Origin of the sequence: Acinetobacter sp. SFA, assembly GCF_001647535.1 — a bacterium.
GTDB classification, from domain to species: Bacteria; Pseudomonadota; Gammaproteobacteria; order Pseudomonadales; family Moraxellaceae; genus Acinetobacter; species Acinetobacter pecorum.
Window position 1 is genome coordinate 273,942 of sequence record NZ_LSZI01000016.1, and the last position, 20,133, is coordinate 294,074.

19 protein-coding genes are annotated in these 20,133 nt (G+C 41.2%); 10 read left to right on the forward strand and 9 right to left on the reverse strand.

The genetic code is table 11. The features are described 5' to 3' along the window. The first annotated feature begins 18 nt into the window (after nt 1-18). The 5 genes from AY607_RS08070 (at nt 19) to AY607_RS08090 (ending at nt 4,452) form a co-directional block, all read left to right on the forward strand. Nucleotides 19-945, forward strand: a complete 927-nt coding sequence (locus AY607_RS08070; RefSeq protein ID WP_004278329.1) for a branched-chain amino acid transaminase — start codon at nt 19-21, stop codon at nt 943-945. 128 nt (nt 946-1,073) lie between these two features. Then, nucleotides 1,074-1,796, forward strand: a complete 723-nt coding sequence (locus tag AY607_RS08075) for a hypothetical protein (protein ID WP_064094758.1) — start codon at nt 1,074-1,076, stop codon at nt 1,794-1,796. A 38-nt stretch (nt 1,797-1,834) separates the two neighbouring features. Continuing rightward, a complete protein-coding gene (locus AY607_RS08080) occupies nt 1,835-2,578 on the forward strand; it encodes a hypothetical protein (protein ID WP_064094757.1) in 744 nt (247 codons plus the stop codon). Between the two features lie 2 nt (nt 2,579-2,580). Next, nucleotides 2,581-3,393 carry a glycosyltransferase family 25 protein gene (locus AY607_RS08085; protein ID WP_227509968.1) on the forward strand — a complete coding sequence of 271 codons (813 nt, stop codon included), beginning with the start codon at nt 2,581-2,583 and terminating at the stop codon, nt 3,391-3,393. A gap of 6 nt (nt 3,394-3,399) precedes the next feature. Then, on the forward strand, nt 3,400-4,452 hold the full coding sequence (locus AY607_RS08090) for a glycosyltransferase (protein ID WP_064102290.1): 1,053 nt from the start codon (nt 3,400-3,402) through the stop codon (nt 4,450-4,452). Nucleotides 4,453-4,467: 15 nt separating this feature from the next. On the opposite strand, the gene AY607_RS08095 is transcribed toward AY607_RS08090, so the two are convergent. Then, entirely contained in the window at nt 4,468-5,490 is a 1,023-nt protein-coding gene (locus AY607_RS08095) for a glycosyltransferase family 2 protein (protein WP_171255293.1), read from the reverse strand. 1 nt (nt 5,491) lies between these two features. Beyond that, on the reverse strand, nt 5,492-6,616 hold the full coding sequence (locus tag AY607_RS08100; RefSeq protein ID WP_064094753.1) for a glycosyltransferase: 1,125 nt from the start codon (nt 6,614-6,616) through the stop codon (nt 5,492-5,494). Between the two features lie 659 nt (nt 6,617-7,275). Between AY607_RS08100 and AY607_RS08105 the strand changes: the two genes are divergently transcribed. Next, on the forward strand, nt 7,276-8,241 hold the full coding sequence (locus tag AY607_RS08105; RefSeq protein ID WP_064102292.1) for a glycosyltransferase family 2 protein: 966 nt from the start codon (nt 7,276-7,278) through the stop codon (nt 8,239-8,241). A gap of 21 nt (nt 8,242-8,262) precedes the next feature. Here AY607_RS08105 and AY607_RS08110 read toward each other — a convergent pair whose 3' ends face one another. The 4 genes from AY607_RS08110 to AY607_RS08125 all read right to left on the reverse strand — a co-directional run bounded on the left by AY607_RS08110 (nt 8,263) and on the right by AY607_RS08125 (nt 12,201). Then, nucleotides 8,263-9,135 carry a lysophospholipid acyltransferase family protein gene (locus AY607_RS08110; protein ID WP_064102293.1) on the reverse strand — a complete coding sequence of 291 codons (873 nt, stop codon included), beginning with the start codon at nt 9,133-9,135 and terminating at the stop codon, nt 8,263-8,265. Nucleotides 9,136-9,153: 18 nt separating this feature from the next. Then, nucleotides 9,154-9,375 (reverse strand): hypothetical protein, encoded by a 222-nt coding sequence (locus tag AY607_RS08115; protein ID WP_004278319.1) that lies wholly within the window; start codon nt 9,373-9,375, stop codon nt 9,154-9,156. A 114-nt stretch (nt 9,376-9,489) separates the two neighbouring features. Next, complete coding sequence (gene aspS, locus AY607_RS08120) at nt 9,490-11,274, reverse strand: aspartate--tRNA ligase (protein WP_064102294.1); 1,785 nt, start codon at nt 11,272-11,274, stop codon at nt 9,490-9,492. 162 nt (nt 11,275-11,436) lie between these two features. Further along, the gene (locus AY607_RS08125; RefSeq protein WP_064102295.1) at nt 11,437-12,201 is read right to left on the reverse strand and encodes a DUF4184 family protein; all 765 of its coding nucleotides are present in this window, start codon (nt 12,199-12,201) and stop codon (nt 11,437-11,439) included. A 141-nt stretch (nt 12,202-12,342) separates the two neighbouring features. Here AY607_RS08125 and znuD point away from each other — a divergent pair, with 141 nt between their 5' ends. Further along, a complete protein-coding gene (gene znuD, locus AY607_RS08130; protein WP_064102296.1) occupies nt 12,343-14,481 on the forward strand; it encodes a zinc piracy TonB-dependent receptor ZnuD in 2,139 nt (712 codons plus the stop codon). A 105-nt stretch (nt 14,482-14,586) separates the two neighbouring features. Next, nucleotides 14,587-16,050, forward strand: coding sequence for a phospholipase D-like domain-containing protein (locus tag AY607_RS08135; RefSeq protein WP_064102297.1), 1,464 nt, complete (start codon nt 14,587-14,589; stop codon nt 16,048-16,050). An 84-nt stretch (nt 16,051-16,134) separates the two neighbouring features. Here AY607_RS08135 and AY607_RS08140 read toward each other — a convergent pair whose 3' ends face one another. After that, the gene (locus tag AY607_RS08140; protein WP_064094746.1) at nt 16,135-16,593 is read right to left on the reverse strand and encodes a hypothetical protein; all 459 of its coding nucleotides are present in this window, start codon (nt 16,591-16,593) and stop codon (nt 16,135-16,137) included. Nucleotides 16,594-16,772: 179 nt separating this feature from the next. Between AY607_RS08140 and AY607_RS08145 the strand changes: the two genes are divergently transcribed. After that, a complete protein-coding gene (locus tag AY607_RS08145) occupies nt 16,773-17,225 on the forward strand; it encodes an RcnB family protein (RefSeq protein ID WP_064102298.1) in 453 nt (150 codons plus the stop codon). A gap of 170 nt (nt 17,226-17,395) precedes the next feature. Here AY607_RS08145 and AY607_RS08150 read toward each other — a convergent pair whose 3' ends face one another. Continuing rightward, nucleotides 17,396-17,893: a phosphate-starvation-inducible protein PsiE gene (locus AY607_RS08150; protein WP_064094744.1), complete on the reverse strand. Its 498-nt coding sequence runs from the start codon at nt 17,891-17,893 to the stop codon at nt 17,396-17,398. 174 nt (nt 17,894-18,067) lie between these two features. On the opposite strand from AY607_RS08150, the gene AY607_RS08155 reads away from it, so the two are divergent. After that, a complete protein-coding gene (locus tag AY607_RS08155; RefSeq protein ID WP_064094743.1) occupies nt 18,068-18,274 on the forward strand; it encodes a hypothetical protein in 207 nt (68 codons plus the stop codon). Between the two features lie 59 nt (nt 18,275-18,333). Here AY607_RS08155 and AY607_RS08160 read toward each other — a convergent pair whose 3' ends face one another. Then, entirely contained in the window at nt 18,334-20,115 is a 1,782-nt protein-coding gene (locus AY607_RS08160) for an acyl-CoA dehydrogenase C-terminal domain-containing protein (protein ID WP_064102299.1), read from the reverse strand. Between the last annotated feature and the right edge of the window lie 18 nt (nt 20,116-20,133).

Consider the following 20,133-nt stretch of genomic DNA (forward strand, 5'->3'; position numbering starts at 1 on the left):
GAAATTGGAGTTTGTGGCATGAATTTGGCTGATCGTGATGGTTTCATTTGGCAAGATGGACAACTAGTTGACTGGCGTGAGGCAAAAACTCACGTATTAACACATACTTTGCATTACAGCATGGGTGTGTTTGAAGGCGTCCGTGCTTATGAAACCCCGAATGGAACGGCTATTTTCCGTCTAAAAGAACATACGAAGCGTTTGTTGAATTCTGCAAAAATTTATCAAATGAAAGTTCCATTTGATCAAGCAGCATTAGAGCAAGCTCAAATTGATGTTGTTCGTGAAAACAAATTAGCGTCTTGCTATTTACGTCCAATTATTTTTATTGGTTCTGAAAAACTCGGTATTGCTGCAACTGACAATACCATTCATGCCGTAGTTGCGGCATGGAGCTGGGGTGCTTATCTCGGTGAAGAAGCAATGGCGAAGGGTATTCGCGTAAAAACTTCTTCATTTACCCATCATCATCCGAACGTGACCATGTGTAAGGCCAAAGCATCAGGCAACTACACGCTGTCGATTCTTGCACATCAGGAAGTGGCGCATTCAGGTTATGACGAAGCAATGCTGCTCGACCCGCAAGGTTATGTGTGTCAAGGTTCAGGCGAAAACGTATTCCTGGTACGTGATGGCGTGATTCATACGCCTGACATCGCAGGTGGTGCGTTGGATGGTATTACCCGTCAAACCATTATTACCATTGCTAAAGACTTGGGTTATGACGTAATTGAACGCCGTATTACCCGTGATGAATTTTACATTGCAGATGAAGCATTCTTTACCGGTACTGCTGCAGAAGTAACACCAATCCGTGAATACGATGATCGTCAGATTGGTGAGGGTGTACGTGGTCCAATCACCACTCAAATCCAGAAAGCTTACTTTGATGCGGTTCAGGGCAAAGATCCTAAATATGCACACTGGTTAACTTATGTGAAGTAATTCAGAATTTACTGCTTGAAAAAACCTCTCATTTGAGAGGTTTTTTTTAACTGATGTACTTATTCTGCCGAACTTATGTCATCATATTCAGCATCAAGAAGATTTTAAGATGAGCTTAGGCATACGCAATGAGTAACATCGTTATTTGTATGAAATGGGGAACCAAATACGGTTCGGAATACGTCAATCGTTTATACAATATGGTTAAACGACATACGACAGTGGACTTTAAAATGGTCTGTCTGACGGATCGTACTGAAGGCATTGATCCTGCAGTACAATGTTTCCCTATTCCACCTTTGGCATTGCCTGAAGGTGCGCCTGAGCGTGGCTGGAACAAGCTGTCCACTTTTGAACCTGATCTTTATGGTTTAGAAGGCAATGCACTCTTCCTCGATCTTGATGTGGTGATTGTCGATAATATCGATGAGTTCTTTACCTATCCGGGCGACTTTCTGATTATTCATGACTGGAAACGGCCGTGGCGTATTACCGGTAACAGTTCGGTTTACCGGTTTAAACTGGGTGCTTTCCCAGGTCTGTTACCTTATTTCCGTGAACATTTTGATGAAATTCGTCAAAAATTCCGTAATGAGCAGGCTTATCTGTCTTGGTATGTAGATCGGGAGAAGAAACTGAGCTACTGGCCAGAGAGCTGGTGTAAGAGCTACAAATATCATTGCCTGCAAAAAATTCCGATGGCTTATTTTAAGCCGCCGGTAAAACCTGAAGGTGCCAAAATCATTGTTTTTCATGGTGAGATTAATCCGCCAGATGCAGTGAATGGTGGGGGTGGTAAATGGTATCGTTATGTGCTGCCATCGCAGTGGATTAAGGATGCGTGGCAGTAAGCGGAATAAATGTAGGATTGGAAGAGACTTGATTTCAAATGCCTGTGAGAAAAAAAAGTAAATTCGAACAATGGTTTTCATTTAGTCGCCATCAACGTCGATTTGGGGCAGACAAGGTCTACGCTCAGTTTAATGACGTAGACCTCGATGCACTTAAAAACCAGATGATTGGTGGTGAAGAAGTTCGCTATACCTATGGTTCGGCTAAAGATTTAAATGAACATATTGAACAGCTTGAACAGGAATTTGTGGGTCAGTCTGCGCTCAATCATTATCATGCCAGCTTGATTGTACTCATTCGTCGTGAAGTTGATGTTCAGAATAACTATGCAAGATTTAAAGAATTATGGTTGAGTGAGCGTGACTATTTACTGGCTTCATTAAATACACGCTGGTTAATTTCTGCCTGTGATACTTTTATTGATTTAGAAGATGATCCGCTATTACAAGCAATTCTGATGAATGCAGTGGTACTGATCAACACTATTAAACTACAGGAAACTGAACGTTTTTTATGTGACCAGTCTTTAACAGTAAATCCGGAACATCAGCAGTTATTGCAGCAACAGCGTTATGCCTTATTTGATGGTACGGCTGCATTTGCGGTTGGAACTGATGATACTTTACGTAATATGCGCTGGCGTCTCGAGCAAATATGTGAGGCCCATGAACTGGGTCAAATTGTAATTGAGATTTTTGACAGATTACAGCTTGATCAGAATAATAATGTATATTCACGTTTTAAACAGCGTCACACTCGTGAAAAGACGAGATGGTGGTAATTGTGAATACTTTAATTATCAATTTAAAAAGTTCACAGGATCGTCGTGATTTTCAAAAAAGACAATTTGAGAAATTAGGACTGGATTTTGAAATATTAGAAGCATTTTCAGTTGCTGATCTGAACGAAGAGCAATACCAAAAATTCGGTTTTGGCTGGCAAAGGCCTTTGCGTAAAGTTGAGGTGGCTTGCTTTCTCAGTCACCAAAAAGCCTGGGAAGAAGTACTAAAAAGGAATCAGCCCTGTTTAATTCTTGAAGATGATGCAGTACTGGCTTCCAATGCAAAAGAAATTTTAAACGAAATTGAACAGCAACAATTTCCAGATGTGGACTTAATCAATCTGGAAGTAAGAAGCCGTAAAAAAATTATAAGTCGGACACCCGTGTGTACCTTAGATCATACTCAGGTCGAATTATATGAGTTATATCAAGATCGTACCGGAGCAGCAGGTTATATCCTCTACCCGAGTGGCGCGCAAAAATTATTAAATCGTTTAGCAAAAACCGCACCGGCAATTGCAGATGGATTTATATTTTCTGCTTATGAATTACATTGTTTGCAAGCTGAACCTGCAGTGATTATTCAAGAAGACCAGCTTGGCGCATATGGCCTCCTGCAACAAGGGCGTTTTGATTCGACCATTGGCCGTTCTGAACACTTTAAGCCTGAATTCAGCTCTATCAAAGAAAAATACACGTTTAAAAAAAGACGGTTAGCGGGACAAATTGCGATGGCGATACGATATTTACAAGTTATGGGAAAAGCAGAAAAAAGAATGATTAAATTGAATCAAGAAAAATTTATTCAGGATTAATACTGTATGAAAAAAACCATCGTATTGGCTATTTTTACTTTACAGGGAAATGGGGCGGAACGTTTTGCTCTAACTTTGGCAAAGGGTTTAATTGATGCGGGTCATGAAGCGCATATTGTCTATTTTAAAAATATTATAGATTTACCGATACCTGAAGGCGTAAAACTCCACTTTTTTGATTATCAAAAATATCGTGCAATTCCTAAATTTATGCGTTCCGGTATTGCAGCCAAAGCATTTGATAAATTTGTACTAAAAAATATCGGCACACCTGATCTAGTGCTTTCAAACTTATTGCCTGTCGATTTTATTTTGTCTAAAAGCCAGTTGCCTAATGTTCATTTAGTTATTCATAATACGACTAGTCTGGAATATGGTGAAAGACTGGAAGGGATGCGAAAAGAGCTGACCAAGATTTATTTGGCGAAACCATGCGTAGCAGTCAGTCAAGGTGTTGAGAAAGATTTTATTGAGGTTTTTGGCCGTAAAAGCAAAATAACCACTATTTATAACCCGATTGATGTTAAGCAAGTCGTTTCAACAGCTAGTGAATATGTGCCAGATATTGATACACCCTATATTGTGAATGTTGGAAAATTTAAACAACAGAAGCGTCATGATGTTTTAATTAAAGCGTATGCAAAAGCGAATGTTCAGGAAAAATTGGTTTTGGTGGGTACGGGCGAATTATTAGAGGCATCTAAAAAATTAGTTAAAGATTTAGGTATTGAAGATAAAGTTGTTTTTACAGGGTTTAAAAAAAATCCCTATCCCTATATGAAGCATGCAAAATTTATGGTGTTGTCATCTGATTTTGAAGGGTTGGGGTTGGTCATTTTAGAATCTTTAGCTTTGGGTACACCTGTAATTAGTACTGATTGCCCATCAGGTCCCAATGAAATTTTGCCATCTGATTGTTTGGTTAAGCCTGGCGACATTTCGGCATTATCAGATAAAATTTCTGCATATTCACAACAAACAGATAATAATCCAGTTAGGTTGGATCGAAAATTTTTACCTGATTATGCCGCCAGCCAATATTTAGATCTCATTATTTAAATTATTTAAAGCTGATTATTGATAATAAGGCTTCCTTAAGCGCTTTTTGAGGGAACGTAAAAGGCGACTCATTAATTTGGACAGGTAAAACCCATTTATTCCCAAATTTAAGCACTGGTATAAAAGTCGATTATGTTCATTTTTGATTAATTTGCCAGAAAAAGGCAATTGCTGAATCTGTTGAGAAAATTTTTTCCAGTTCAGTTTTGCAGTCTGCTTATTTTTATATTTGGTACTTTGATGGATATAAATATAAAAAAAATGCATTAATGGAATGATAAAAATCGCCTGTACCTTGGTTTTCTCAATGAGTATTGGAATAAGTTGTTCGAGACAGGCCAGCGACTTATCAATATTAGCACCTTGTTTAGAGTTTGTAGCACTACTTGAGCGTATCCGGTATCCATATAAGGGTTTAGGAATCGTATAAAATGATGTGGCTTTTATCATTATACTTGGAATGGTTGCTGCATCTTCATAGTGAGTTAGTTCTGGGAATTTAGTATCTTTAAACAGGCTGGTTTTATAGACATGAATTCCAGAAAACCAGCGATTATAGTTGAAAATTTCAATGAGAGCATTTTCACTGCTGGGTAAATTACTAATCTGTTGATTGACAAAGTGAGGAATAAATTGATCAGTACTTGATTTTAAATCTTCAGAAAGCTTTTTATATCCAAAACTCACTACATCTACATTATTTAAAAGAGCTAAATTTATCTCTTTAACGTAAGTCTCTAAAAGTACATCGTCTGGATCCACGAAAGTAAGATATGTACCTTTTGCATGTGAAATACCGAGATTCCTAGCAGAACTGACACCTGAATTTTTCTGTTGAAAGATTCTGATATTTTTTACGAGAGATTTAGGTTGCTGATTCAAATAATCTTTTAAAATTTCAATAGAATGATCTGTTGAGCCATCGTCAATACATAGAATCTCAATCCGATCATCTAACTGGTCGATGATGCTTTGAAGACAGTCAACAATATACTTCTCAACATTATAAATGGGGATGATGATAGTTAAATAAAGCATTTTAGTAATGATCATTCTTGATAAGGTTTAAAAATTTATTAACCATCGTTTCATTTGAGAGCAGTTTTTTCTCAAAAGAAGTACGATAGGTTTGATTCAGATTTTGATCTATTTTCTCTGCCAATTCATCTATATTTTGGGGAGTAACCAAATTTTCTTCTAAATTTGCGATGCTCAATTGGTGAGAAATCGCATCGCTTACATTATAGGCAATTACAGGAACATCAAGGTAAAGTGCTTCTGAGATGACTAAACCATAACCTTCACTGCCCGAGCTGGAAATTAATAACCGACTTTGCTGAATATATGGATACGGATTGTTGACCCATCCCATAAATTCTACGCGACTTTCAATATTTAGTTGTTTACATAAATCCTGTAGTGAAGGCTTTAAATCACCCTCTCCTACAATGAGCAGGTTTTTCGCTTTTTCAGATTTTGCAAATGCCCTGATAGCATGTTCTGGCTGTTTTTCCTGGCTTAAACGACCAACAAATATGCAATCCCAGATCTTTTGGGCTTCTATTAATTTTTGTTGCTCAATATGTTTTATATCAAGACCATTATAAATTGTTAAAATTTGTGAGTGGGGTAATAAGTGCTTATAATCTTTTTCCAGATTCTGGTTAACGGTAATAATATTTTTTCCGTCAAAAAGTTTAATAAAATATTTCTTATCGAGATAATGTCTTCGGTATTCTTTATACCATCTGAAAGGATTATTGGTCTGTTTTCTGGATGATTTGAAAATCTCGCCATGTATCCATAACCATATATTTCCACTGATAAAATCGGAAAGACAGAATGCAAATGCATGCGATAAAATAATAAGATCCGGCTGTATATCTGAAATTATTGTATTAATCTTTTCTATATCGGCTGTTGGTGTTTCTCGTTTTCTGAGTAATTTACCTGAACAAATACACTGATTAAAACTTTCTTTTATGAAGTTAAGATTCGTGGGAATGTCCATTTTAATCTCATGATGATTTAATGGTACAACCGTGACTTGATGCCCAGTCTTTTCTAAATTTGTAGCGGTATCAAGAAGAATTTTTTCTGCACCCCCTCCTTTAAGATGATCCACTATAAATAATATATGGTATTGATTAAATTCTTTTTTCATCAGACGCTATAGATTTATTAAGTAGAAATTTATTGATAATCTTTATTATAAAGATTTTTACGCATGTCTTGTAAGGCTCTCCACTGATTATATCCTGACAAATACTGTTTTAGAGTGATATAAATCACACTTTCTGTTTTTGATTTAAGATATTGACAGAGAAATGTAAATCTTTTGATGAAAGGTCACCGTAAATTGGGGCGGTCACAATATCATAACCTGCTAATGCACCGTGTCTAAGGTAATTTGGCCTGATCACTGAATATTGATTTTTTAGATGCCATTTGATAAATACAGACTGTTTTGATTTTTAAAGCTGCTTAAGCACCAGACGTCAGATTATTTTCATCAGCTTTATAACCCGCATGTATAAGTCATAATGGCGTCTATCGCTTTCGAAGAGTTGTAGTACTGCTATTTTGCGTGCCTTGGCATTAAACGACAGTCATCACTAGATGATCCATCCGAACCAAAGGGTGTAAGCTGCAAAAGTATGGCTCCTTTGCATGATGCTTATATATTGATTATAAAGTTAGCTATATCTGTATACGGGTACTTACACTTAATGCTCCGGCTAGAACAAAAATACCTCAATAAGAAGAAAAATTTCTGATAAAAGCAATAATAAAGGCTTAGTTAAATTTGAGTGAAGAAAAAAAATGAGTTCAAGCTATCCTTATGTGTTATCTATCATTATCCCTGTATATGGGGTAGAGGACTATATTGAAGCTTGTATTACATCATTATTACCCCAGCTGAGTTCAGAGGTCGAATGCATTATTGTCGATGATGGCTGTAAAGACCGTTCAATAGAAATTTTGGAAGCCTATCTTGCTACCCATTCATCTCAGGCCAATATCCGTATTATCCACCAAGAAAATCAGGGTCTTAGCATGGCGCGTAATAATGGTTATGCGGTGGCGAAGGGGCAGTATATTGCCTATCTGGATTCTGATGATTATGTTGAGCCTCATTTTTTAGCGCGTATTTTAGAGGTCATTAGGCAGGCACCAGAGGTGGAATTAATTCACTTTAATGCACTGATGGAAAATAAACAGTATGGGACTAAACTGCTGGTGCTGGCTGAACAGACAGGCCTGGTTTATGCCGATACAGATTATTTAAAACGCGTGTTTCTTAAAAACTATTGGTATACATGGTTAAGAGTGTATAACCGTAAACTTTTAAAGGACTTTCAGTTTCCACCAAATCATTTCTACGAAGACATGCTGTCGATTCCATTCCTGTATCGTAAAGGCCTCATCATTTATGAAATTGCCGAGCCTCTGTTCAGGTACCGTTATAGGGCAGACAGTATTACCAATGGTGAAATTAAGCCAGAACATATCAAGAGTCTGGAATATGGCTTAAGCCTGTATAGAGACAAACTGGAAAATCCCTATTTCCAGATATTGTATGAGCACCTCATTTTGGCCCTGTTTGAACGAAACCTTAAACTGGGTTTTGCTATCTACAGCAAATTTTTACATCGTATTCATCACGATCTGGATTATTTACAGGATAAATTACAGCATTTGAACTGGGAAAAGCGACTGATGTTACAATATCCAAAACTGTTCTACTGGTATAAAAACTGGCTCAGTTCGCGACGGTCTATCTTCTGATAATTATTACACCGCATGATTTTAATGAGTCGGTTTATAAAGATTAACACCGCCTGCTAGACGTCTGAATCTCTTGTAACCCCACAAGTACTGTTCTGGCGCGACATTAATCATGCGCTCCATTTCTTTATTTAAGGTATCTACAGAAAGCTGTAAATCTTTCGATAAAATATCGTCAGAAATTGGGGTCACCACAATATCATAGCCTGAAAGATCCTTGCGTCTGAGGCAACTCAGCCCGACCACTGAACATTGTGTTTTAGCTGCCAGTTTAGAAAGCAAGGTAGAAGATAAAGCGTTCTGGCCATAAAAATAAGAATAAATTCCCCCGGATTCTTTAGGAACATGGTCTGGCAAAATTGCAGAAAAACCGCCTTGCTTAAGATGCTTAAACACAGCACGCACACCAGAATCATCTGTTGGAACAAGGGTCGCCTTGAGCCGTTGTCTGGCTTCCAGCATAAAACGATCGATGTCTTCATTCTTGCTGGGTTTGTACATAATCACAGGAGAGGTGTGTTGATTCACCCAGACATTCAACAGCTCCCAAGTACCAAAATGTGGTATCACGGCCAAACAGCCATGAGGATTTTGCAAAGCTTGCAGGAAAATATCTTCGCCATGCACATCCCGAATTAAAGACAGCGCATATTCAGAAGATGATCCCCAAATCTTGACTGATTCTGCATAGGTCATGCACTGACTTTTCAGACTACGTTTGGTCAAATCAGCCCGTTCAGCTTCAGAAAGTTCAGGATAAGCAGAGGTCAGATTAATCTCAGTCACTCGGCGTGCAGAAGAATGGCTGAGATACAAAAGAGATCCGGCCAGTTGTGCAAGATTTTGAATGAATCTTAACGGAAGCTTGGAGAAATTTTTGAGTAGGGTGTACATGTGATCCAGACAGTCAGATTATAGATCTTTATCCGGATTGCCCTTCAGCACCATATAAATCAAACCCACAAAAATCAGCAGGGCACCTAAAATACTACTTAGGCAAAAATATACAATACGGTCGTTGGTATCGAGATTGAACAGATTGTTGGCAAGGATATAGCGCATGAACAGCCATTGAACCACTGAAAATACAATAAGCATAATGCTGCGATTACGAACTGCAGGACGCATAGCCATTGCTAATTACCTTAGATTAAAAACTATGGCTATTATGCCACTGTTCCAGATGCGACTCAATCTTACAAAAAAGCCCCGCTCAAGGCAGGGCTTTTTCACTTAAAACATCAAGAATTATTCTTGAGATTCAGCTTTTGGTTTTTCACGCAAGCGAATACCAAGGTCACGCAGCTGGTTTGATTCAACTGGTGCTGGTGCTTGAGTCAATGGGCATTCAGCAGTTTTGGTTTTCGGGAATGCGATTACGTCACGAATTGAAGATGCACCTGTCATCAACATCACCAGACGGTCAAGACCGAAGGCCAGACCACCATGTGGAGGTGCGCCATAACGTAAGGCATTTAGCAAGAAGCTGAATTTCTCTTCTGCTTCTTCTTCAGAAATACCTAATGCTTCAAAGATGGCTTTTTGCATTTCAAGGTTATAGATACGCAGTGAACCACCACCGATTTCAGTACCATTCAATACCATATCGTACGCAACTGAAAGTGCAGCACCTGGGTTGTTCTTCACTTCTTCAACGCTTGATTTAGGCAGCGTGAACGGGTGGTGAACAGAGGTCCATTTGCCGTCATCTGTTTCTTCGAACATTGGGAAATCAACTACCCAAAGCGGAGCCCACTCGCAAGTCGCAAGATTCATGTCATGGCCGATCTTCACACGAAGCGCGCCCATTGCATCATTTACAACTTTGGCTTTGTCCGCACCAAAGAACACGATATCGCCATTTTCAGCGCCCACACGTTGCAACAGATCCAGCACGATTGGCTCGATGAATTTCACGATTGGAGATTGTAAGCCTTCGATGCCTTTTTCAAGTTCGTTAACTTTGATATAAGCCAAACCGCGAGCACCGTAGATGCCTACAAATTTGGTGTATTCATCAATCGCGCTACGTGGAAGTGAACCAGCACCCGGTACGCGAAGCGCAACGATACGGCCTTTAGGATCTTTCGCAGGACCTGCGAATACTTTGAACTCAACGTCTTGCATCAAGTCTGCAACGTCAACCAGTTTCAAAGGAATACGCATATCTGGTTTGTCAGACGCATAGTCACGCATTGCATCGTTGTATGTCATGCGTGGAAATTTATCAAACTCAACGTTTAGAAGTTCTTTGAACATCTTGATCGTTAAAGTTTCCATTAAATCCATGATGTCATCGTCACTCATGAACGATGTTTCAACATCGATCTGGGTGAATTCAGGTTGACGATCAGCACGTAAGTCTTCGTCACGGAAACATTTAGCAATTTGGTAATAACGATCAATACCACCCACCATCAACAACTGTTTGAAAAGCTGTGGAGACTGTGGTAGTGCATAGAAACTACCGTTCGATACACGGCTAGGCACTAAGTAGTCACGTGCACCTTCAGGGGTTGCACGAGTCAAGATCGGAGTTTCAACGTCCAGGAAACCATTGTCCTCGAAGTAGTTACGAATCAGGTTAGTCAATTTAGAACGGAAACGTAGGCGATCTAGCATTTCTGGACGACGAATGTCCAAAAAGCGGTATTTCAAACGAATTTCTTCAGAAATATTGGTGTTTTCGTCATTCAACGGGAATGGCGGAGTTTCAGACGCAGCAAGAACTTCAATTTCTTTACCCAGAACTTCGATTTGACCACTCACCATATTGGCATTTTCTGTGCCTGCATAACGGCGACGTACACGGCCTGTAATTTTTAAGACAAATTCTGAACGTACTTTATCAGCAGTTGCGAATGCTTCAGGAGTATCCGGGTCAATGACCACTTGAACAAGACCATCACGGTCACGCATGTCAAGGAAGATAACACCACCGTGGTCACGGCGACGGTGCACCCAACCGCATAATGTTACGGTCTGGTCAATTTGAGCTTCGGTTAAAGAACCGCAGTAATGAGTTCGCATCATAGCGTTAGAAATCCAACTATATGGTTTAAGGTCAGCGAATACGTAAACAGCGTACCGCTTTGAGTAAAGTTAAGATTATGCCTCTTTGGGCATGTTGTCACAAGAACTTGAGTCAAAAACAATATTATTTTACGGTGAAAGAACATGGAGCCAGTGCTTTATTTAACCCATCCGGCGATCTCTGTCCAAAAATAAAAACAATAAACAACCCAGACTGAAGGTGATCAGAAAGCCCTGACTAAATTCATTGATCGAGCGGCCAGTAAAATAGTACAGATCCGATCGCCAGACATCTGTAGGAATATAGCGCGCATAATCCCAAACAGAAAACAGGCCGGTCAATACAGAAAAAAGGACTAAGCTCCACGCAAACACTTTGATTTTTCGGCTGACTGCCAGATATTGCTGATGCTTTTTATAGTAGTGCACACTCATCCACAGCATAAACGGCAAAACAATCACGGACGTGCCGATCTGTAAAATCCGATGCAAGGGATAACTGTTGTCAAACAGCTGAAACTGTTGGGCTAAAAAATCATGAAAGGCAAAAGTACGAAAGTCGACATGCGTTAGTCCATCCCAGATTAAATGGCTTGCTGTACCGACGATCAGTGCCAGACAAACTGCCAAGAAAAACTTTAATGCAGAAAGGATGCTGCAAATATTTAACTCATGCTGAATACCGATGAAACGGTAAATGGCTGGGCGATATAGACCATACCAGATCATGCAAAAAATAAGTCCGATCCACAGGTCAGGATGTATCAGTGAAGACCATAAATGCGTGATATTTGAATTGCTCGAAGTAAAGAGACGATATAAATCGGGCACCATACAGCCAATCGCCAGTGCAGCAATCGGAAGCTGGTTTCCGCTTAAACGTGAAATGGGTGGAGCAAGCACAGCATGCGACAAGGTAAAGGGCATAAAAATAGTGTTTTTAATGTAATAAAAAATATTCAAAAGACATTCTAATAAAATATTCAGCGCATTATCGTAAAGGATTGCAAAAATAATGAAATGTTATATTATAACATTCATCCAAAATACTGAATTTGAGCTTCGGTCATGTCCTTTCCTAAGAATCTAATAACACTGTCAATTTTTGCTATCACTGCGCCCACGGTATTTGCAGAACAAACTTTATCTTCAATACCTGTACAGACTTTGGATACCATTCAGGTGCAAGCTCATCCATTGGTGCAAACAGCGGCAGATTTTGCGGTTGCAGATCATGTCGTAGACCAGAAAGCGCTGTCTGAACGGGCGACGACCATTGGTGATGCCTTGGCAGATGAGCTGGGGGTTTATTCCAATCAGTTTGGCAGCGGTGCCAGCCGTCCCATTATTCGTGGTCAGGATGGGCCACGCGTAAAAGTATTGCAGCATGCGTCTGAAACAGCGGATGTGTCCACTTTATCTCCTGACCATGCTGTCACCGTTGATCCGATTCTTGCCAAACAGGTTGAAGTGATTCGTGGTCCATCTACGCTGCTTTATGGTGCTGGTACAGTTGGTGGTCTGGTAAATGTCACTGATCAGAAAATTCCGACCCAAATGCCTGAAGATGGCCTGGAAGGTACAGTGGGTCTACGTTATAACTCAGGCAGTGACGAGAAACTGGCAAGTGCTGGTGTGACAGCGGGTATTGGTGAAAACTTTGCTTTGCGTGTAGAAGGTTCAAAACGTAAAGCTAATGATTATATTGCCCCGGATTATATCGTCGAAGAGCCGCATGGAGATCACTCCCACTTTCATAAAGAGCGCCGTGTAGGCAATACCTTTGCAGAAGGGCAAACGGTGAATATTGGCGGTTCATGGATTCATGATCGTGGTTTTGTCGGTCTGTCCTATAGTAACCGTCAGGATCAATATGGCTTGCCGGGACATAGTCATGAATATCATGGCTGTGAAATTCATGGAGATCATTTTCACTGCCCAAAACCAGATGAAGATGAGCACGATCATGAAGAAACAGCTGGCCCTTGGGTGGATTTAAAATCCGAGCGTTATGAGGTGCGTACCGAACTGGAGCAACCATTTGCCGGTGTTGAAAAACTGCGAGCGCATGCCAGCTTTACTGACTATGAACATGATGAGCTTGAAGAAAGCGAAGTGATCAGTAATTTTAAAAGTAAGGGCTATGACGGTCGTTTAGAACTGGTGCATGTGCCAGTTGCAGGCTGGGAAGGGGTGATTGGAACACAGCTTTCACAGCAGAAAATTAATTTATCCGCTCCAGAATTCCATGACCATGACGAGCATGATGATGAAGGACATGAGCATGATCATAGCGAACATGCTGGTCATAATCATGAGGTGTTCATGCCAGACACCAAAACCCAGAAATACAGCTTATTTGCTTTGGAACATAAACAGTTTGGCGATGTGCATGTCGAGTTGGGCGCACGCGTTGAACATCAAAAAGTGAAAGTGGATTCTAAGCAGAAAGATTATTCAGGTACTGGCGTATCTGCATCTGCTGCGGCCAACTGGGAATTTGCACCGAACTACAAGCTTTCTGTGGTGGGATCACATCAGCAGCGTTTGCCTTTGGCCCAAGAACTGTATGCGGATGGCCTGCATTTTGCCACCAATACGTATGAACTCGGTAACCCTGATCTCGATAAAGAAACCTCAAATAATCTTGAATTGGGTCTGCATTATGAAGGCGATCAGCTGGATTACCATGTGCATGTGTATCACAACTGGTTCGATGATTATATTTACGGCGAAACAATAGCGCAGAAAGGTAATTTACGCGGTGTGCAGTATACCCAAGACAAAGCCAGATTCTATGGGACTGAGGCACAGGCAGGTTACCAGATCAATGACATGTATAAAGTCAGTGTTTTCGGTGATTATGTGCGTGGCAAGATTGAAAGTGAAAATGCACCACGTGTACCCGCGGGCCGCTTAGGAACCAAAGTCGAAGCAGACTTTGCCGATGGCTGGTCAGGTCTGGCTGAATATTATCATGTCTTTAATCAGGACAAGATTACCAGTTATGAAAATGAAACCCAAGGCTACAATATGGTGAATGTTGGCTTAAGTTATGCCAATAGCATCGCAGATAAAAATGCTTACTGGGTTTATTTCAAAGCCAACAATCTGCTTGATGATCAGGTGTATTCACATACTTCATTCCTGTCCAATATTCCTCAGGTGGGTCGCAACTTTACCGTCGGCCTGCAGTATGATTTCTAATATATTCATAAACTAACAGATCAAATCAAATAGAGATCACTGAAATCTACTTGAAAAATCATCAGATAAAACCTAGCCTGAGCGTATTGGGTTAGGTTTTTTCTTATGCGTATCTTTCAACGAATTCACAATAAACTGAACTGGTCGACTCGCCGTTATGCGGCCTTAGCCATCAGTCTGCTGGCAGTCAGTTATCTGGCATCTGCCATTTATCATACTTATAAGCCTTTACCGGAAGGCTTGAATTACACGGGCAAGTTGCGTCATGCCGAAGTCAAGTTTCTGGCCGATCAGACCTATCTGGATGCAGAAGGAAAACAGCATCTGGATCATCGCATTTTTAATGAAATGCTGAAAATGATTGAAGAGGCCAAATCACTGATTGTGCTGGATATGTTTTTGTTTAATCAGCAAACCGGAACCTCGAAACAGGAGCATCAGGCATTGAGTCAACAGCTGACGGATGCTCTGATCAGTAAACGTCTGGTGCAGCCTGAGGTGGAAATTAAGTTCATTACTGATCCGATCAATTCGGTCTATGGCGGGGTCAAGTCCGAACAGTATCGGGCGTTGCGTCAGCACGGCATCGATGTCATTGAAACCAATCTGATCCCTTTACGGGCATCCAATCCGGGTTGGTCAGGCTTCTGGTATTTATGTTGCCAGGGCATTGGCAATAACCCGGAAAAAGGCTGGTTGCCCAATCCATTTGGACCAGAAAAAATTACCCTGCGCAGTTATTTTGATTTATTTAACTTTAAAGCCAATCATCGTAAAACTTTGGTGGTAGATACCGATCAGGGCTGGAAAGCTCTGGTCACCTCCATGAACCCGCATGATGGCAGCTCACGACATTCCAATATCGGCTTGGTCGTCTGGGGGACTACAGCAGTGGACATTCTGAAAACGGAGCAGTCCGTGGGTATGATGTCACAGGCTAATATGCCAGCGATCGTTGCGGGGGATTTTCAGGCAGAAAATACCCAGCCACAGGTGCAGGTGCTGACAGAAAAAGCCATTTATGACGCGATTCTGAACCTGATCCAGACGGCAAAAGCCAATGAACAGATTGATCTGGCGATGTTTTATCTGTCTGAACGCAAAATTATTAAAAGCCTGATCGCGGCCCATGATCGTGGTGTCAAGATCCGGGTTTTGCTCGATCCCAACAAAGATGCGTTTGGCCGTGAAAAGAACGGGATTCCAAACCGGCAGGTGGCTTGGGAGCTGTATAAAGCAGGTATTGATGTGCGCTGGTGCCGTACTCAGGGAGAGCAATGTCATAGCAAGATGATCATCAAGCGTAATACCCAGCAGGCCGAAATGATTTTAGGCTCAGCCAATTTCACTGCACGAAATCTGAAAAATTATAATCTGGAAACCAATATACGTGTATTAGGTCAGCCTCAGGCCGAAGTCTTTAGGGATGCCCAGCAGTATTTTGAGGGTGCCTGGTCAAATCTGAATGGGCGTTCGATGAGCGTGGACTATACGCAATATGCAGAAGACTCGTTGTTTAAATACTGGCTATACCGTTTTATGGAATGGAGTGGCTGGTCGACGTTTTGATTTTAAATTCCTCCTGACCTCTCTTTAAAAAATGGGAGGAAAGTCCCTCTTTGAAAAAGAGGGACTTAGGGAGATATTTTATGATCAGCTTTTTGATTCTGGATTTGGCGGAACCAGCTGATCCAGCTCTTTATCCGTTAATTGATCCAGTTCAGAAATATCAGTTTTAATTTTCCATTGGGTTTCATCATCGACCGGATTGGGTAGACGCGCTTCTAGCCAGTCACAGACCACGTCTGGCGGGAAATCAGCGTGATTACACTGGATCACCCAGGACAGGAAATCTTTGGCAACCCCATTCATGTACGGTGGAGGTGATACGGGAAGAAACTGAGTCGGAAGACGTTCATTTTTAGAAATATAATTCAGGACATGTCCCAGCTCTTGCACAGTTTGCCACGCCAGCGGATGATCTACATTAATCTGAAATTTAAACCACCATGCCTGTTTGCCATCTGAGCCATAGCTATCAATTCGCTCTTTCTGAACACTCGGCACTTTAGAAAAATATTCATATAAACGATCGAAATTTAAATCAGCCACGGTATTCAACTCGAAACATTAAAAAAGCAATTTTAGCATAAAGCAGCCACCTGCCGATGTGCCTGCCAGAATGAAAACATGCAAGCGCATTACAAAAAATTGCAGGTCCTACAAGCTTATTCATATTTCCTGCATTTATTTTGTTTAAAATATAATCAGGATATTTAGAGGAAGCTCAAATGAAAATAGTATTATCGGGTGCAATATTCGCTACATTGCTATTGGGAGCTTCTGCACAGAGTATGGCTGGAAATGCCTGGGTGGGCTACAGTGGTGTAGACCGTTCTGTACCGAATTATCGTAGTGCACCACCCGCTTATGATCCACCACGGCAGCATCATCCGCAGCGTCCGGTGCCACCAAGACCGTATTATCCGCAGCGACCTGCACATGGCGGTCATCCACCGGTGCAGAGTCAAAGCGGCCTAAATATTCAGTATCAGGCACCGACCACCATTTACCAAAATTCGAACAGTTATAGCTGGGTCAATGGTGATCCGAACGTGGCTCGAATTGAAAGTTCCAGATATACCATGATCAGTGACTGGCAGCGCCTGGGTTTACCTGCACCTCCGCAGGGAAGCTACTGGATCTATGAAAATGGACGTTATGTGCTGATGTCAAATCGTTAAACTGTTCTAAATTCTGAACGGATAATTCAGTTATAAACGTAAATAACCAGAAAGACCAAAATAGTTTCCTCTCCCGTGAGGAGAGGTTACTTGAGATCAATAGTCCTAAACCCTGAACGAGGCTTAAGTATTACTTTAAGCTGAAGTGCAAAAAAAGAGGGCTTAAAAGACTATGCCAGTTCATCATCTTCTGGACGTGGCGTTTTGCCGGGCGGTAGGGGCTTTTCACTATGTTTGTCACGCATCACCGATGGATAGGTCCATGAAGCATAACGCACCACCAAGATTGCAAAAGCCAGAATCAGGATTGAACCGGTAATAATGACCAGATCCATGCTGGCCTTATGGGTATGTTGAATATCTGCAATCAGCAAACGGGTCAGGGCGGTAATGGCAATATAAATCAGGAAGCGTACCGGCATATGGTTGGTCTTGAAATAGATGCCGACCATGGCGCCAAGTTCCAGATAAATAAACAGTAAAAGAATATCGTCAATGGTGGCGAACTGTTTGACAGTCAGAATATCGATGACGGTATGGCCCGCAGACCAGATCACCATACAGCCAATAATAAACAGGGCAATATAATGAAAGCTTTCTACAGCAAGATTACCGAAACGGTCGAGGAGGGCTTCAAATTTTTCAATTTTCGAACGAGATATGGACATATTATCCTCCTGATTTTCCATGTGATATAAACGATAGTTACAGAATAACGTGCAAAGATCATGCACAGAATGATTGAATGAAAAATAAAGATTAAATTATTTGAACTTTTGCGCTTTTTTTAGACTAAATTGCTATATTGTATGAGTGGTACATTGAATAAATAGGAGAAAAAAGTGTTAGATAAAATTCAAACAAAAATTAGCCAATTAGAAGCCGGAAAAAAATTAATCCTCGGCGTAGGCATTAAGGCTGAAGATATGCAAAAGGTGGTGGAACTTTGTGAATCATTGGAGTCAGAGGGGAATATCAAAATTGTAAATAAACATTTAAACCCGAAAACGAATAATCAACCAGATACACTACTGATCCAAAAAGTTTAATTTTGAAGTCTAAAAAAACGCCTGCAGCAGCAGGCGTTTTTTATTGCGGTTTTTTCAGTTTAAGCTTGAGTGGTAAAATAATCTTCAGAGAAGTTCATGATGACGTCAGCACCTGATTTTATTTTAGTAATACGTACTGCCAGTTCAGGCAGGATACGTTGCACAAAGTAGCATGCCAAAGCGAGTTTATTTTTATAGAACTCACCCTCTTTATCTTTTGCTGCATTGGCAATGCGTGCAAACATATAAGAGAAGCTCAATAGACCTACTGCATGCAGATAGTCAACCGCAGCCGAGTTTGGAAAGTCATGACTTTCTTTTGCTGCTTCCAGAATGTACTGAGTCACTGATTCAACTTCAGTGGCTGCATCCAGAGTGGCATCTTTAATGAAGTTCAGGTCTGCATCCAGGCTGTTGGCAAAGTCACGGATTTCAGAGATATATTCAGAGATATATTCACCGCCGCATTTAATGGTTTTACGACCGATCAAGTCTTGTGACTGTACGCCGTTGGTGCCTTCATAGATCTGGGAAATACGCAGGTCACGGATGCATTGCTCCACGCCCCATTCACGGATATAGCCATGGCCGCCGAAGACCATTTGCGCATCCAGAGTCGCCTGGAATGCAGTATCGGTCAGATACGCTTTTGCGATTGGTGTTAATAGCGCAACACGGTCATTGGCCTTTTTCACAGCTTCTGGATCTGTTGAGAACTTGGTGATATCCAGCTGTTGACCTACATATACCGCGAATGCGCGCGAAGCTTCATTGTTGGCACGTGCATTCAGCAGCATACGGCGTACATCACCATGTACCAGAATACTGTCTGCAGGTTTGTTTGGCGACTGAACGCCAGCCGCACTACGACCCTGTAAACGGTCTGTCGCATATTGCGCAGCATTTTGGTAAGCAAACTCAGAAGCGCCCAAGCCCTGGATACCCATTGACAGACGTTCATAGTTCATCATCACGAACATTGCCGCCAGCCCTTCGTTTTCTTTACCAACCAGGTAACCTTTCGCACCGTCGAAGTTCATCACACAAGTCGCAGATGCCTTGATCCCCATTTTATGTTCAATTGAACCAGGGCCAACCGGATTGCGTTCACCCAGTGAACCATCTGCATTGACTAGGAATTTCGGTACGATGAACAGGGAAATACCACGAGAGCCGGCAGGCGCATCAGGCGTTTTTGCAAGAACTAAATGAATGATGTTCTCAGCAAGGTCATGGTCACCGCCAGTGATGAAAATCTTGGTACCAGTAATGCTATAAGTACCATCATCATTACGTTCAGCTTTGGTCTTGATAATCCCAAGATCGGTACCTGCATGCGGTTCAGTTAGGCACATGGTACCTGACCATTCACCAGAGTAAATTTTAGGCAGATAGGTTTCTTTTTGCGCTTGAGAACCATAGCTGTTTAAAGCCATACCCGCACCCACTGAAAGAAGCGGGTAGAGCATGAAAGATGGATTGGTGGCAAACAGCATTTCATCAGAAAGTACTGTCAACATTTTCGGCATTTCCTGGCCGCCCCATTCTGCATCGGCACCCAGCCCGATCCAGCCGCCCTCAGCATATTGTTTGAATGCTTCTTTAAAACCAGCAGGTGTGGTGACATTGCCATTTTCATATTTTGCACCTTCTTCATCACCTGTACGGTTTAGAGGAAGCGTGACATTTTGTGCAAACTTTGCCATTTCTTCAAGAATAGCTTCTGCTGTAGCAGTATCCAAGTGGGCAAGGTTTTCATTGGCTTGCCAGAACTGTTCTGCATTGAAGACATCGTTCAGAATGAATTTCATGTCAGCAAGTGGCGCGTTATAAATTGGCATAGTGGGTCACCTGTTTTA